Origin of the sequence: Moraxella equi, assembly GCF_002027555.1 — a bacterium.
In the GTDB taxonomy this organism is placed as follows: Bacteria; Pseudomonadota; Gammaproteobacteria; order Pseudomonadales; family Moraxellaceae; genus Moraxella; species Moraxella equi.
The window spans coordinates 1-12,752 of sequence record NZ_MXAP01000094.1; the positions used below are offsets into that span (position 1 = coordinate 1).

The following is a 12,752-nucleotide window of genomic DNA, read 5'->3' on the forward strand; positions in this document are numbered from 1 at the left end:
TTGGGCGAATGTGATTCGCCCCTAAATACCAAAATGAATTAAAGTTAAAATTTTATTTTACCTTTTTAAAACCCCCCATTTAATGATAAAATAAATTTCCTTTTAAATAAATATAACGCCATGCCAAAACTTCTACCCCTACTCTGCACCGCCTTAGTCCTATCCGCTTGCGTGAGTACGCACGCCCCACAGGGTAATCCACAAGGCAATTTGTGGCAATCGCCCATGCCCACATTTGCCCCACACACTCCAAAAGCCGAACGTATCGCCCAGATCGCCCTGCGTGAACACAAGGCATGGGGCGAGCCGTTTATCACCACAAACGGACAAATCGCCAAATACAGTCATTACGAATCCGAAAACGCACGCCTGACAGACGGCTCACGAGCGTGGGAGCGTGTGGTGGCGTATTGGCGTGATAGTGGGGCGTTGGCACGGCTTGATAGGGCGTTGCCTTATGAGCGTTGCGACAAGGCGGACAGGGGCGAGAACGCCAGCACCAACATTTGCCGAGCCTTTGTGAGTGATGTGGCATGGTCGGCAGGCTTTGTGTCGTATGTGATGAGACAGGCGGACGTGGATTTTTATGTGTCGCCACGCCATTTTGATTATATCGCCAAATCTTGGCAGGGCGTGGGCGATTATCGCACGAAAGACCCCAAAACGCACCTCCTAAAACAGGGCGATATGTTGTGCTATGTGCGAAGTTATGGGCGTGAGCTGATTGGTAGTTATCAGGATTTGGACGAGTATTTGGCAAAGAGTGGACGTGGCTTGCCTGCTCATTGTGATATTGTGGTTAAGACTGATAAGGAAAATCGTGAGATTTGGCTCATCGGCGGTAATGTGCTGCATACCGTCATGCTACGCAAAATGCCTATGGACGATGACGGCAAGGCGATATTGCCCGCCCCAAGCGAGATAGAATGTAGCCCCAATCATGAAACGGCGTGTAACTTTAATCGGCAAAATTGGGTGGTGGCGTTGGTGTTGCAGGAGTAAATCAGGGAATGAGTTTGGTTTCCATAGCAAATCTTAAAGGTGTATTGGTTCTGATAAATCCCAATCTTTCATAATAAGTTGCCAAATTATCATCTTTTGCATCAATAATTGCAAAAGCAATACCAGCATCAAAACTTAGTGTTTTGATTTTATTTAAAGCATGAGACAATAAAATTTTTGAAAAACCTTGACCTTGATAAGATTTATCTACGCCAATTCGCCCAATCAACATTGCAGGAATTTTATTGGGATAGCCTTTTAAAGATAATTCCACATCAATTGCCGATAAAGTATAAAAGCCAATAATTGTGGACGGCTTATTTTTATCAATCAAAACATGAATTTGGGCAATATTCTTTTTGATATGTTGATTGGCGATTGCTTTAAGGTAAGCATTAATATCAGGGTGATTGCAATCAAATGATTTCTTATCATGATTTTTATTTAGCCTTTCAAATGCCAACATATCAAGCATTGGTATTATCCTTGATATTATTGCTTAAAGAAAGCAATGAGATTAATTCGTCATTGGGCTTTCTGTCATTTTCCAATAACATCATGAGTTTTTTGCTATCAGTTTCATCTGGTTGCCATGTGTGTTTTTGGGCGGTATTGACCAAATTAAGAGATTTTTCATACATGGTACTTAAAATAAAATGACTGACACTCACGCCCATAAGCTGACTGGCTTGTTCAATCATGGCTTTGGCATGGGGGGTGGCTCGTAAACTAATACGTTCGGTAGCTTGCATATCTTTTTCCTTTGTGTGCCGTTAAGGTGTACATTATTATAACATGGTTTTTATAAATTAAGAAAATTTTTATAAATAAAACCCCAAAAAACATTTGCCCAAACCCCCAATCTTCATGTATCATTAACCTATTTTTAGCACAAAAAAAGGGCAGACATGAGCAAGCAAACCCCCAAAGCCAACCTAGATACCAACCAAATCACCGATTTGCGTGGCAAGATTGACAGTATTGATGAACAAATTCAACGACTTATCAACGAGCGAGCCAGCATCGCCCAGCAGGTCGCGATTGCCAAAAAGAACCACGAGAATCACCCCATTTTTTATCGCCCCGAACGTGAAGCCCAAGTGCTAAAAGCAGTCATGGCTCGCAACACAGGCCCCCTATCGGGTGAGAAAATGGCACGCCTGTTTCGGGAGATTATGTCGGTGTGTTTGGAGCTTGAAGCCCCACAAAAGGTCGCCTTTTTGGGGCCTGTTGGTACGTTTACCCATGCCGCCGCCCTAAAACATTTTGGTAAGGCAGCAACCACCGTACCGCTTGCCACGATTACCGATGTCTTTCGTGAAGTGGAGGCAGGCTCTGCCATGTATGGCGTTGTCCCTGTGGAGAACTCGTCTGAGGGCGTGGTCAATCATACGTTGGATGCATTTTTGGGGTCAAGCCTAAAAATCATCGGTGAGGTGGAACTGCCCATTCATCATAACTTCCTAGTCGCCGAACACACCAAAGTGGACAGCCTAAGTCGCATTTATAGCCATCAGCAGTCGCTTGCTCAGTGCCGTCATTGGCTTGATGTCAATTTCCCTAATGTGGAACGGGTGGCGGTATCATCTAATGGCGAAGCCGCCAAACGCCTACAAAACGAATGGCACTCAGCAGCGATTGCAGGCGATGTGGCGGTGGCAGAATATGGCTTGCACAAACTTTATGAAAACATTGAAGACAACCCCAACAACACCACCCGCTTTTTAATCATCGGACACGAAACCGTTGCCCCAAGCGGTCAAGACAAAACGTCCATCGTCGTGTCAAGTCCAGACCGTGCGGGGGCGTTGATTGAGCTACTAGAACCTCTAAAAAAACATGGCGTATCCATGACGAGCATTGAGACCCGTCCAGAGCGTCCAAACAAATGGGCATATGTGTTCTTTATTGATATGGTAGGACACATCAATGATGAGAATGTCAAAAATGCCATTGACGACATCGCCAAAATCGCCAAAGACGTGCGAGTGTTAGGGTCATATCCAAAGGCGGTGATTTGATGGATGATGTCGCAAAGGCGGTGCTTGATTTTTGGTTCTCTGACGATGCCAAGCCTTTTTGGTTTGCCAAAAGCGATGAATTTGATACGCTGTTAAAGTCTAAATTTTCAGAACTGCTCATCAAGGCAGGTCTTGGCGAATGTTATGAGTGGCGAGATACAGTACAAGGGCGATTGGCGGAAATCATCGTCCTTGACCAATTCTCTCGCAATATTTATAGAAATACGCCAAAATCCTTTGCCCAAGATGGTATGGCGATTGTCTTAGCTCAAGAATTGATTGTGCAAAAAGAATTTGCTCAATTGTCAGTCAGCGAACGCAATTTTGCCTTATTGCCTTTTATGCATTCAGAGTCTAAACTTATTCACGAACAAGCTGTACCGTTATTTGAAAAATTCAGCGATAACACTACCTTGGATTTTGAATTAAAGCACAAAGTGATTATTGATAAATTTGGGCGTTATCCACACCGCAATGAGATTTTGGGAAGAATTTCTACGCCTGATGAAATTGAATTTTTAAAACAGCCCAATTCATCTTTTTGATTGGTATTCGTCAAAAATATTTATGAAATTAAAAAACCGCAAAAACTATGTTTAACAATATTCTTATCATTGGCTTAGGCTTAATCGGCGGTAGTGTTTTACAGGGGATTATTGATAATCGCCTTGTTAATCACTTGTATGCCATAGATTTTGATAAATCGGTTATTGATAACGCCATTAACAATAAGTTAATTGCAAATGGCGATGATGATTTACTCGCTTTGGCAGGGACAGGTATATTAAAAGATTGTGAATGTATCATCATTGCTGTACCTGCTTTTGCGGTTAAAAATATATTATCGCAAATCAAAACCGCCATTGATGATAAACTATTGCCAAACGATATCATCATCAGCGATACCGCCAGCACCAAAGGTAATATTTTAAAGGACGCCCACGATATTTTTGGCGAATTACCGCCCAATTTGGTTTTGGCTCACCCCATTGCAGGGGCGGAAAAGTCGGGCTTTATGGCAAGAAATGGCGAGTTATTTAAAGCTCATAAGCTCATCATTTGTCCACACGCATTTAATAATCAAACAATGGTGGATAAAATCGCCACGCTTTGGCAAGCACTTGGGGCAAGCGTGGATTTTATGAGCTGTGATAAACACGATGAAGTGCTGGCATTAACCAGTCATTTACCGCATTTATTGTCCTATGCTTTGACTTATCAGCTTGCCAAAGATGAAGAAAGTCTCAATATTTTTCGCTATGCGGGCGGTGGTTTTCGGGATTTTAGCCGTATTTCGGCAAGCTCGCCAATTATGTGGCACGACATATTTTTGGCAAATAAACAGGCGGTATTAAAGGGTTTGGAAAATTATCAAACTATCCTAAACGAATTAAAATCCGCCATTGAAAATGATAGTTCTGATGATTTATTAAAAACTTTTGAAATTGCCAAAAACGCTCGGGAACATTTTGGGCGGTTGCTTATTGAGAAAGAGAAGTTGAAAAATTTATAAAATGGTGTGTGTAAGGTGCGTATTACGCACCAAATATTAAAAAATGGTGCGTAATAAAAAAATTACTTTTAAACTTATTTTTCACATAATTTGCACCAATACTAGCAAAAACAAATATCACAATAAGTTTAATGATTGTCATAATGTCCATAAATAAACTCACTTTTTAGTTGAATTAAAAATAGCATTGCCAATATACAACAAAAAGCAGTACAATAAAAATGCTCCAAAAATATCAATCATTCCAGATGAAATCATTCCACGACTGAGCATTTGTACTGCGTTTGGATTTAAAATAATTGCTAATACTAAGGATATGATAGGTATCCAAATTGGAAATTTTTTACGATTGTTTGACATTGGTAAAATCCTAATAACTACTCGGTAATAAATTATCGCCAATCATTTGTCTATATTTGACAGCGGAATTCCAAGGGGCAAGTATTTCATTTTTAAGGCTACCAGCTCTCATTTTTAGGTATGGGTCTATATCATCTTTGGTGTATATGAATTCTGCACCTAGTTTTTCCTTAGAAGCCTGCTCTAAGAAATTTTGATACATTTGCAGAAAAACGGGAATATAGTTTTGCTCAAAACCACGCTCGCTACGAAATTCATAATGTTTTTCGCAAAAGTCTAAGAATTGAATATAAAAATCGCCATTGTAAACTGCTTTCTTTTTGTTCCTTTGTTGTTCCAGTATATCCACATAAAAATTATATCTTTCTTGCAAAAAATTCTTTACAATAGCAATATTGCTTTCATTGTGGCTTAATCCATAAATTTTTAAAATCAACTCAATCCACTTATTTTCAATACCTTTGGTAATATTTCGTCTTTTTTCTCTTAAATTTTCTATTTGTATGGCTTCATTGGATTGTGTAATATTGTTTAAAACTTGACTGTCTCTATTTCTGTTCCTGCTGGGGTTGCTTGCTACGGCATAACGCATCATATCGGTAGGGTACATTTCGTATAGCGTGATACAATGTGTGAAAATAATTAGTTGAAAATAAGCAATTTCTAGTTCAAACGCATAACCCCAAGCATTTTTATCTTGGTTTGATGAGTAAAATCCATCGCTATTTACAATATTGATTGTTTCTTGATAGCTTTTGGATAGGCACTCTAATCCTAGTGCAATTTCTCTATTGTAATTATTGGCGTGGCTTAATTTTGAGCCTTGACTGTCTTGATTGTTTTGAGAAAATAGATAAAACAAAATAACAATACCTGCAAGACCGCCAAAAAATATAAGAACTTCCACAAAAAATCTCCAAAAAATTTTGAATTTCAACTATTATATGTTACAATAATTTATTTTATTTTTAAACCAACCTGCACTTGTCATTTGACAACTGTGAGTGGTCTTTTGTTAAAAAATATGGGTATTTTTATGATAAATGTTGAAACCATTCGTGAGTTAAGAGAGCAAAACGACTGGACGCAAGAGCAAATGGCGGAAAAATTAGGCATTACTAGAAATGGGTATGCCAAAATAGAAAGGGGCGAGAGTATGCCAAACTTGGAAAGATTAAATGACATAGCGACTTTATTTGGTGTTGAAATTAATGAATTATTGGATAATAAAAATTTTATTTGTCAAATTAGTGAAAATTATAGCAATAATTATTATAATAGCGACCAAAGTCTGGTTTCTGAAATTAAAGAATTAAAGTTAATTATTTCTCATAAAGATGAATTACTTGCCCAAAAAGATAAAGAAATTGAATTATTAAGAAAACTTTTGGATAAAGTTTAATTTTCTAAACGGTGCGTACTTTTTGTTCAAAATCAAGCACCTTACCCCCAACAAATTAACAAGCCTTTTTTTAGGAAAACCCTATGAAATACAAACTCACCCCCAGCACCACCTTTACAGGCACGCATAAAGTCGCCCCTGACAAATCCATTTCGCACCGCTCCATTATGTTTGGTTCGCTTGCGAATGGCGTTACTCGTGTTACCAATTTTTTGGAAGGCGAAGATGCCCTTTCCACCTTGCAAGCCTTTCGTGATATGGGTGTGCAGATTGAGCGAGACGGCGACAAGGTAACGATTTATGGCGTGGGAATGAATGGGCTAAAAGCCCCACAAAGAGAGCTTGATATGGGCAATTCTGGCACGAGTATGCGACTGTTGTCGGGGATTTTGTCCGCTCAGAGCTTTGACAGCACGATGACTGGCGACCCAAGCCTATCCAAACGACCAATGGAGCGAGTCGCCAAACCCTTACGCCAAATGGGGGCGGTTGTGGCGACCACAGGCGACAAAGGTACACCGCCGATGACGATTACAGGCGGTCAAACGCTGTCCGCCATCCATTACGAAATGCCAATGGCGTCCGCCCAAGTCAAGTCGTGCCTACTTTTGGCGGGGCTGTGGGCGAAAGGCGAAACGGTGGTGATTGAGCCTGAAATTACCCGAGACCACACCGAGCGAATGCTGACCGCCTTTGGTTATGATGTCAAGGTTACGCCTTTGCAGAACGGCAACGAAATCCGCCTAATGGGGGGTGGTACGCTGACTGCGTGCGACATTGAAGTGCCTGCGGACATTTCAAGTTCGGCGTTTTTTATGGTGGCGGGAGCGATTGCGTCAAATGGCGATGTGGTACTGCCAAAAGTGGGGATTAACCCGACTCGTACGGGCGTGATTGATATTTTACGCCTAATGGGGGCGGATATTACCCTTGAAAATCAAACACTTGTCGGTGGCGAGCCTGTGGCGGACATTTGTGTCAAATCAAGCAAATTGCACGGCATTGAAATTCCTTTGCACCTTGTGCCATTGGCGATTGATGAATTTCCTGTGATTTTTATCGCGAGTGCCTGTGCGACTGGCAAGACCATTTTGCGTGGGGCGGAAGAGCTTCGTGTCAAAGAATCCGACCGCATACAGGTAATGGCGGACGGTCTAAAAACGCTTGGCATTGACTGCACGGTGCTTGATGATGGCATTGAAATTGTCGGCAAGGGCGAGAGCGAATTTGTGTTTGGCGGTGGGGAGATTGAATGCCATCACGACCATAGAATTGCGATGAGCTTTGCGGTGGCGAGCCTGCGTGCATCTGATGAAATCGTGATAAACGGCACGGAGACGGTGGCAACCAGTTTCCCGAATTTTGCCAAGTTGGTAAAAGAAGCGGGGCTGAATTTGGAAGTGGTGGAGTAAGCCATGTTAAGCATTGATTTGGGTTCTACCAGTCAAGAATTTATTGATTGGCAAGCGGTCAAAAACGCCTTATTAAAAGGCGAAAAAATCTCCGTCAAGCAATCAGGGCAAGAAATTGGGCAATTTTTGCCCAATTTGACTAAGCAAAACAACCTGCCAAAAAAACGCAAATTGGGTTTTATGCTTGGCGAAGGGGTAATCCCTGATGACATTCATTGGGGTGATGATGAAGTGATGGCAATGTTTGAAGAAAGTTTTGATGAGAAATTTGACTGATGAAATATTTGCTTGATACACACATTGTCATTTGGCTCGCCAGAGAACCCAATAAATTATCAAAAACCGTTGCTGACATATTGGAAAATCCAGAAAATATTGTTTATTTTAGTACGGTTAATTTATGGGAAATTGCCTTAAAAACCAACTTGAAAAAAGACGGTTTTAAATTTGATACTGTAAAATTATATCAAAGGTTGCTTGAAAATGGGTTTTTGGAATTGGGTATTGACCACAAATACACCAAAATTTTGGAGGATTTACCAATCATTCATAAGGATCCTTTCGATAGAATGCTAATTGCTCAATCAATGATTGATGATTTGTGCTTGATTACCAATGATGACAAAATCGTTCAATATCAAGGCGTAAGATTTTTAACAAATGATTGATAAAAAATGAGCAATAAACCTACCATAAGCACAACCCCAAAAGGGCTAATGACGGCTCTTTTGGCGTTTTTGATGTGGGGTAATTTTCCCTTTTATTTTAAGCTGTTGGACGGTTATCATGCTGTTGAAGTCATCGTTCATCGGGTGGTGTGGACGTTTGTGGTGTTAAGCCTTGTTGTCATCATCGGAAAACGGACGGCTTGGCTTGCCCAAATCCGCCAAAATCCCAAATGGCTGTGCCTAACCTTTGTATCAGCTCTCTTGATTGGCACAAACTGGCTGACCTATGTGTGGGCGGTGGCAAATGATAGGGTGCTTGAAGCAAGCCTTGGCTATTTTATCAATCCTTTAATGGGCGTGGGGCTGTCGCTTGTCATCTTTAAAGAACGCTTGCGACTTTTGCAAAAAATCGCTGTCGCCCTTGCCGTGCTTGCCGTTGGCATTCAGGTGGTGCTGTTTGGCGGTGTGCCGTGGGTGAGTTTGATTTTGGCGTTGTCCTTTGCCTTTTATGGAGTATTGCAACGCCAAACGCCTTTTAATGCCATTGACGGCTTATTTATTGAGACGGCGCTGTTATTGCCTTTGTGCTTGATATGGCTTGTCGGTGCTGATGTGGCAAGTTCAAATTTGGCATTTTGGGTATCTTATGACATTTGGCTACTGGCTTTGGCAGGTCCAATCACGCTCATTCCGCTTTTATTATACAACCAATCAACCAAACTGGTCAGTTTTAATACTTTATCCTTTTTGGGTTATTTAACGCCAAGCATTGTCTTTATGATTGCGGTGTTTTATTATCATGAACCGATTGATTTAAAACGCCTAATGATATTTGGGCTGATTTGGCTTGGGCTTATTATATTTAGTGTGGATATGGTAAAACATAGAAAACATTGATTTAATTTAATATTATGGGTATAAATTATATTTGTCAAATATCAATTTATCAATGGTAATTAAGATTTTAAACAAAGGGCAAATTGTAATTTTCCCCTACAAATGCGACATATCAATTTTATAAATGAGACAGATAATGAACAACATTGTTTTTATTCAAGGTTTAAAGATTAACACCCTTATCGGTGTCTATGATTGGGAGCGAGCCATTAAGCAATCGCTAGTCATAGATTGTGAAATGACTTGCGACATAACGCAGGCGAGCCAAAGCGATGACGTGGCGTATGCCATAAATTATAAAACGGTGTGCGAAGACATAGAACGGCTATGCCATAAGATACAGGCGAAGTTATTAGAAAAACTTGCCGAAGAGATTTGCACATACTTGCTCGCCCATTACCCTTGCCAAACCATTACGCTCACCATTCATAAACCGAACGCCATAAAACAAGCAGATAGCGTGGGCGTAAAAATCATTCGCCATAAATCTGCATAAGTGTTTTAAATTATCATAAATTGTAAATAAAAATGATAAACCAATATATCATCGCCTTAGGCAGTAATCATGGCAGCCAGATGAGTTTTAAAATCGCCCTTGATGAATTAAAGTCATGGGGCGATGTGGACTTGTCGTCTGTAATCATTGGTAAAGATTTTACAGGCAAAACAGAACTCATCTATCATAATGCCGTGATGATGATAAAGTTATACAAGACGATGAATTATGATGAGTTTAATGGTTTATTAAAAAACATAGAAACACAATGCGGACGAGAGCATGATAATTTAAAAAAAGATATGTTGAAAAAAGTGGCTATTTTAAAAGTGCCTATGGATTTGGATATTTTAGCGTATTATGAGAATGATGAATGGTGTATTATTAAAAAAAGACTGCCCTTTAAAAATCATGAAAAAACGGGACTGATTGAAGTTGCCCCGTTTTTATTAATGAAGCCTTATTCTTAACTTTGTGTAAATAATTGATTTATCAAGGGCGAATTGTATTCACCCTTACAACTCAAAATAATTAGCTAATAATCAATCAGTTACCGTTTTAAATTAAAATTAAAGTTTATCAATTTATCTGTTCAATATTTCGCTCATTTAATGCGTCTCGCCATTCATTGACATAACCGCCACTGTGTAAGAATTTGACAATCACGCCATAATCGCTATTTTGGCGAATCAAATCCACTTTTCTAAGCACGCCCCTATCAGGTAGGATACGGCAGTCCACGCCGAGCAGGATTTGGGCGTGTAGGGTGCTGGCGACTTGGGTGAGATACAGCACGTCTTCTTTGGTATCAACCGCTCCTAAGTTTTTGACATCATCGGTCAGTCCGTGCCATAGCTCATCATCGCTTGCCCACTCTAAGGTTGCCACGACTTTTTTGTGAGTGCTAAGGGCGGTTTTGGTGGGTGTTGGCGTGCGTGGGGTGAAGTCGTCTTTATCAACGATGGTTTGGTTAAAGGTGCGAAGTAAGTTTTCGTAATAATATAAATTGGGGTTAATGGCAAAACGCTCACGGGCATTAAAATGGCACAGCAGGTAAGCACACAGGCGGGGTATCATGCCATAGACCACCACGGACAACATCATGAGTGTGGCAAGGCGAGCAGGGGGAACATCGCCCCGAGATAGGCTGATTTGGCTGGGCATCTCAAAACCAAACAGGCTCGGCACAAAGCCCAAACCCTTTAAAATCATGGCAAAATGGCTTTGGGATAACAGCGTGGACTCCCACATAAAGGCATAGCTTTTGAACAAAAACAGCATGAGCAGGGCAAGCACACTGCCTGCCAAGCCACAGAGCCACGCCTTGTGAATGACTTTGCCGATTTGCCATGCGGTGTTTTTTTGAAATTCTTCTTGATAGATGTCAAAGGCTTCACTTTCTATGGCGGATTTGGGGCGAAGTCGGTCTAGTATGCCATAAATACCAGAATAGCGGTTGGGGTTGTTTAGTCCTACAAACCACAAAATAAGCGTAACCGTATGCCAGCCGAGCAGTCCAAGCAGTACATAGAAAAAATTAACCACGTGCGTGCTAAGCAGTCCAAGTACGCCCACAAACCCAGCCACGAACGAGATACCTGCATAGAGCCTGCCGACACCCTTCACCAAAAAATCGCCTTTGTGCAGGGCGGTTTGCAAGTCGCCTTGACTGTCCATGAGCGTGGCACGATAGATGAGCTTATCGGTGGGCGTGCCGTCTGATGAGCGAGCAAGGTCGGTGGCGACTTTGGGGTCGGTGGCAAAGATATAGCCTGACTTCTCCAAGCGTCTGACTAGGTCAAGCTGTTTGTGCGTGGCAGGGTCTATTTCATGGGCATTACCCAGATTTTCTAGGCGAATATTTTCTAATGACATGGCGTGGCTCGTGGGGTTATTGCTCTGATTCTCGCAATTTCTGCGTTAAATTGTCAAGTTCATCTTGTATGGCAGGGTTGTTTTTTACGCTTAGCTGTTTGGTGAGTTTTTTGATTTGGGTGCGGATTTTGGCAAGTTCAATGGCGTTTTTGGCAGTGTCTTTGTCCATGGGTGTGCCACTTGGCTCGCTCATGACGTTCGCCATGACCGACTCAACCGAGCTGACCACAGGTTTGGTGCCGTCCGTGATACTTTGGGCGACACGGTCAAGATGGCGATGATAGCGAGTGCGTAGATGTGCCTGCTCGTCCGTTCGCCCCTCTGCCGTGATGGTGCGTGGGTGTACTTCTAGGCGAATGCAGTCCACAGGGCAGGGCGGTAGGCACAGCTCGCACCCTGTGCATAGGTCGGTTAAGATGGTGTGCATGTGCTTGGCGGTGCCGATGATGGCGTCCACAGGACAGGCAGGGATACATTTGGTGCAGCCGATACAGTCGTTCTCATGGATGATGGCTCGTACCTCCACGGGGCGGTCGGTAGCAGGGTCGGTTGCCCATTTGCTGGCAGTGGCGCTCAGGGTGGGGCGTGGGTCGCCATGCTCGGCAAGCACCGTGCTAATGGCGTCCGTTACCGCTTGACCGCCCGGCACGCATAAGTTGTGAGGCTCGCCACGCACCGCCACGCCATAGGCATAGGGCAGACAGCCGTCTGGGTGTCCGCACAGACCGCACTGGGTCTGGGGCAAAAGTTCGTCTATCTGCTGGACGATGATTTTTTGGGTGGAGGTCAGGCGGTCAAGGGTTAGGGTGTTAAATAAAATCGGCAGGCAGGCTAAGCGGTCATTCATGGCGACAGGCTGTGAATAAAAGGGGTATTATAACAAGTTTTGGCAGGTTGTGCCATGATGCTGTTCAAAGGTTGTGGGGCTGTAATATAATTGAAAATCATTTACAATCCATTCTTTTTAAGGTTAAGTTTATGATATAATTATTCCCATACTCTCATGGTGTGAAATATCGGTGCTTGGTAAGCACTCTACGGAACTAAAAATTAAACAACATTATAATAAATAAAGGAAAGGCTATAAACATACACCCCACAAACCC

16 protein-coding genes and 1 pseudogene are annotated in these 12,752 nt (G+C 42.0%); 11 read left to right on the forward strand and 6 right to left on the reverse strand.

The features are described from left to right. The first annotated feature begins 120 nt into the window (after positions 1–120). Positions 121–1,002: a DUF2272 domain-containing protein gene (locus tag B5J93_RS09125; protein ID WP_079326103.1), complete on the forward strand. Its 882-nt coding sequence runs from the start codon at positions 121–123 to the stop codon at positions 1,000–1,002. Position 1,003: 1 nt separating this feature from the next. On the opposite strand, the gene B5J93_RS09130 is transcribed toward B5J93_RS09125, so the two are convergent. Continuing rightward, a complete protein-coding gene (locus B5J93_RS09130) occupies positions 1,004–1,477 on the reverse strand; it encodes a GNAT family N-acetyltransferase (RefSeq protein ID WP_079326104.1) in 474 nt (157 codons plus the stop codon). Beyond that, entirely contained in the window at positions 1,470–1,754 is a 285-nt protein-coding gene (locus tag B5J93_RS09135; protein ID WP_079326105.1) for a type II toxin-antitoxin system TacA family antitoxin, read from the reverse strand. Before B5J93_RS09135 ends, B5J93_RS09130 begins: the two co-directional genes overlap by 8 nt. Positions 1,755–1,910: 156 nt before the next feature. On the opposite strand from B5J93_RS09135, the gene pheA reads away from it, so the two are divergent. From pheA to B5J93_RS09150, 3 genes are read left to right on the forward strand one after another with little or no spacing between them, the layout of a single operon-like run. Then, on the forward strand, positions 1,911–3,023 hold the full coding sequence (gene pheA, locus B5J93_RS09140; protein WP_079326106.1) for a prephenate dehydratase: 1,113 nt from the start codon (positions 1,911–1,913) through the stop codon (positions 3,021–3,023). Beyond that, positions 3,023–3,568: a DUF924 family protein gene (locus B5J93_RS09145; protein WP_079326107.1), complete on the forward strand. Its 546-nt coding sequence runs from the start codon at positions 3,023–3,025 to the stop codon at positions 3,566–3,568. The genes pheA and B5J93_RS09145 overlap by 1 nt, the downstream gene beginning before the upstream one ends. A gap of 47 nt (positions 3,569–3,615) precedes the next feature. After that, positions 3,616–4,536, forward strand: coding sequence for a prephenate dehydrogenase/arogenate dehydrogenase family protein (locus tag B5J93_RS09150; protein WP_079326108.1), 921 nt, complete (start codon positions 3,616–3,618; stop codon positions 4,534–4,536). Between the two features lie 159 nt (positions 4,537–4,695). On the opposite strand, the gene B5J93_RS09155 is transcribed toward B5J93_RS09150, so the two are convergent. Both B5J93_RS09155 and B5J93_RS09160 read right to left on the reverse strand, forming a co-directional pair. Further along, entirely contained in the window at positions 4,696–4,896 is a 201-nt protein-coding gene (locus tag B5J93_RS09155) for a hypothetical protein (RefSeq protein WP_079326109.1), read from the reverse strand. A 10-nt stretch (positions 4,897–4,906) separates the two neighbouring features. Beyond that, entirely contained in the window at positions 4,907–5,803 is an 897-nt protein-coding gene (locus B5J93_RS09160; protein WP_079326110.1) for a hypothetical protein, read from the reverse strand. 129 nt (positions 5,804–5,932) lie between these two features. Here B5J93_RS09160 and B5J93_RS09165 point away from each other — a divergent pair, with 129 nt between their 5' ends. The 7 genes and pseudogenes from B5J93_RS09165 (at position 5,933) to B5J93_RS09195 (ending at position 10,241) form a co-directional block, all read left to right on the forward strand. Then, the gene (locus tag B5J93_RS09165) at positions 5,933–6,298 is read left to right on the forward strand and encodes a helix-turn-helix domain-containing protein (RefSeq protein ID WP_079326111.1); all 366 of its coding nucleotides are present in this window, start codon (positions 5,933–5,935) and stop codon (positions 6,296–6,298) included. Between the two features lie 110 nt (positions 6,299–6,408). Then, a pseudogene (gene aroA / locus B5J93_RS09170) lies at positions 6,409–7,710 on the forward strand (3-phosphoshikimate 1-carboxyvinyltransferase); the annotation flags it as partial. Between the two features lie 3 nt (positions 7,711–7,713). Beyond that, positions 7,714–7,986, forward strand: coding sequence for a hypothetical protein (locus B5J93_RS09175; protein ID WP_079326113.1), 273 nt, complete (start codon positions 7,714–7,716; stop codon positions 7,984–7,986). Continuing rightward, on the forward strand, positions 7,986–8,378 hold the full coding sequence (locus B5J93_RS09180) for a type II toxin-antitoxin system VapC family toxin (RefSeq protein ID WP_079326114.1): 393 nt from the start codon (positions 7,986–7,988) through the stop codon (positions 8,376–8,378). The genes B5J93_RS09175 and B5J93_RS09180 overlap by 1 nt, the downstream gene beginning before the upstream one ends. Before the next feature lie 6 nt (positions 8,379–8,384). Beyond that, entirely contained in the window at positions 8,385–9,275 is an 891-nt protein-coding gene (rarD, locus tag B5J93_RS09185; protein ID WP_079326115.1) for an EamA family transporter RarD, read from the forward strand. Between the two features lie 136 nt (positions 9,276–9,411). Next, positions 9,412–9,771: a dihydroneopterin aldolase gene (gene folB, locus B5J93_RS09190; RefSeq protein WP_079326116.1), complete on the forward strand. Its 360-nt coding sequence runs from the start codon at positions 9,412–9,414 to the stop codon at positions 9,769–9,771. A 32-nt stretch (positions 9,772–9,803) separates the two neighbouring features. Then, a complete protein-coding gene (locus B5J93_RS09195) occupies positions 9,804–10,241 on the forward strand; it encodes a 2-amino-4-hydroxy-6-hydroxymethyldihydropteridine diphosphokinase (RefSeq protein ID WP_079326117.1) in 438 nt (145 codons plus the stop codon). Positions 10,242–10,350: 109 nt separating this feature from the next. Here B5J93_RS09195 and B5J93_RS09200 read toward each other — a convergent pair whose 3' ends face one another. After that, positions 10,351–11,646: a DUF2868 domain-containing protein gene (locus B5J93_RS09200; protein WP_079326118.1), complete on the reverse strand. Its 1,296-nt coding sequence runs from the start codon at positions 11,644–11,646 to the stop codon at positions 10,351–10,353. Positions 11,647–11,662: 16 nt separating this feature from the next. Then, positions 11,663–12,493, reverse strand: coding sequence for an RnfABCDGE type electron transport complex subunit B (locus B5J93_RS09205; RefSeq protein WP_079326119.1), 831 nt, complete (start codon positions 12,491–12,493; stop codon positions 11,663–11,665). Positions 12,494–12,752: the final 259 nt, after the last annotated feature.

Bases quoted from the DNA above. Each gene is read 5' to 3' on its own strand.
- B5J93_RS09195 (WP_079326117.1), top strand. From the start codon at position 9,804: ATGATAAACCAATATATCATCGCCTTAGGCAGTAATCATGGCAGCCAG.
- B5J93_RS09145 (WP_079326107.1), top strand. From the start codon at position 3,023: ATGGATGATGTCGCAAAGGCGGTGCTTGATTTTTGGTTCTCTGACGAT.
- B5J93_RS09205 (WP_079326119.1), bottom strand. From the start codon at position 12,493: ATGAATGACCGCTTAGCCTGCCTGCCGATTTTATTTAACACCCTAACC.
- rarD (WP_079326115.1), top strand. From the start codon at position 8,385: ATGAGCAATAAACCTACCATAAGCACAACCCCAAAAGGGCTAATGACG.
- B5J93_RS09125 (WP_079326103.1), top strand. From the start codon at position 121: ATGCCAAAACTTCTACCCCTACTCTGCACCGCCTTAGTCCTATCCGCT.
- B5J93_RS09130 (WP_079326104.1), bottom strand. From the start codon at position 1,477: ATGCTTGATATGTTGGCATTTGAAAGGCTAAATAAAAATCATGATAAG.
- B5J93_RS09175 (WP_079326113.1), top strand. From the start codon at position 7,714: ATGTTAAGCATTGATTTGGGTTCTACCAGTCAAGAATTTATTGATTGG.
- pheA (WP_079326106.1), top strand. From the start codon at position 1,911: ATGAGCAAGCAAACCCCCAAAGCCAACCTAGATACCAACCAAATCACC.
- B5J93_RS09200 (WP_079326118.1), bottom strand. From the start codon at position 11,646: ATGTCATTAGAAAATATTCGCCTAGAAAATCTGGGTAATGCCCATGAA.
- B5J93_RS09150 (WP_079326108.1), top strand. From the start codon at position 3,616: ATGTTTAACAATATTCTTATCATTGGCTTAGGCTTAATCGGCGGTAGT.
- B5J93_RS09155 (WP_079326109.1), bottom strand. From the start codon at position 4,896: ATGTCAAACAATCGTAAAAAATTTCCAATTTGGATACCTATCATATCC.
- B5J93_RS09180 (WP_079326114.1), top strand. From the start codon at position 7,986: ATGAAATATTTGCTTGATACACACATTGTCATTTGGCTCGCCAGAGAA.
- B5J93_RS09135 (WP_079326105.1), bottom strand. From the start codon at position 1,754: ATGCAAGCTACCGAACGTATTAGTTTACGAGCCACCCCCCATGCCAAA.
- B5J93_RS09165 (WP_079326111.1), top strand. From the start codon at position 5,933: ATGATAAATGTTGAAACCATTCGTGAGTTAAGAGAGCAAAACGACTGG.
- folB (WP_079326116.1), top strand. From the start codon at position 9,412: ATGAACAACATTGTTTTTATTCAAGGTTTAAAGATTAACACCCTTATC.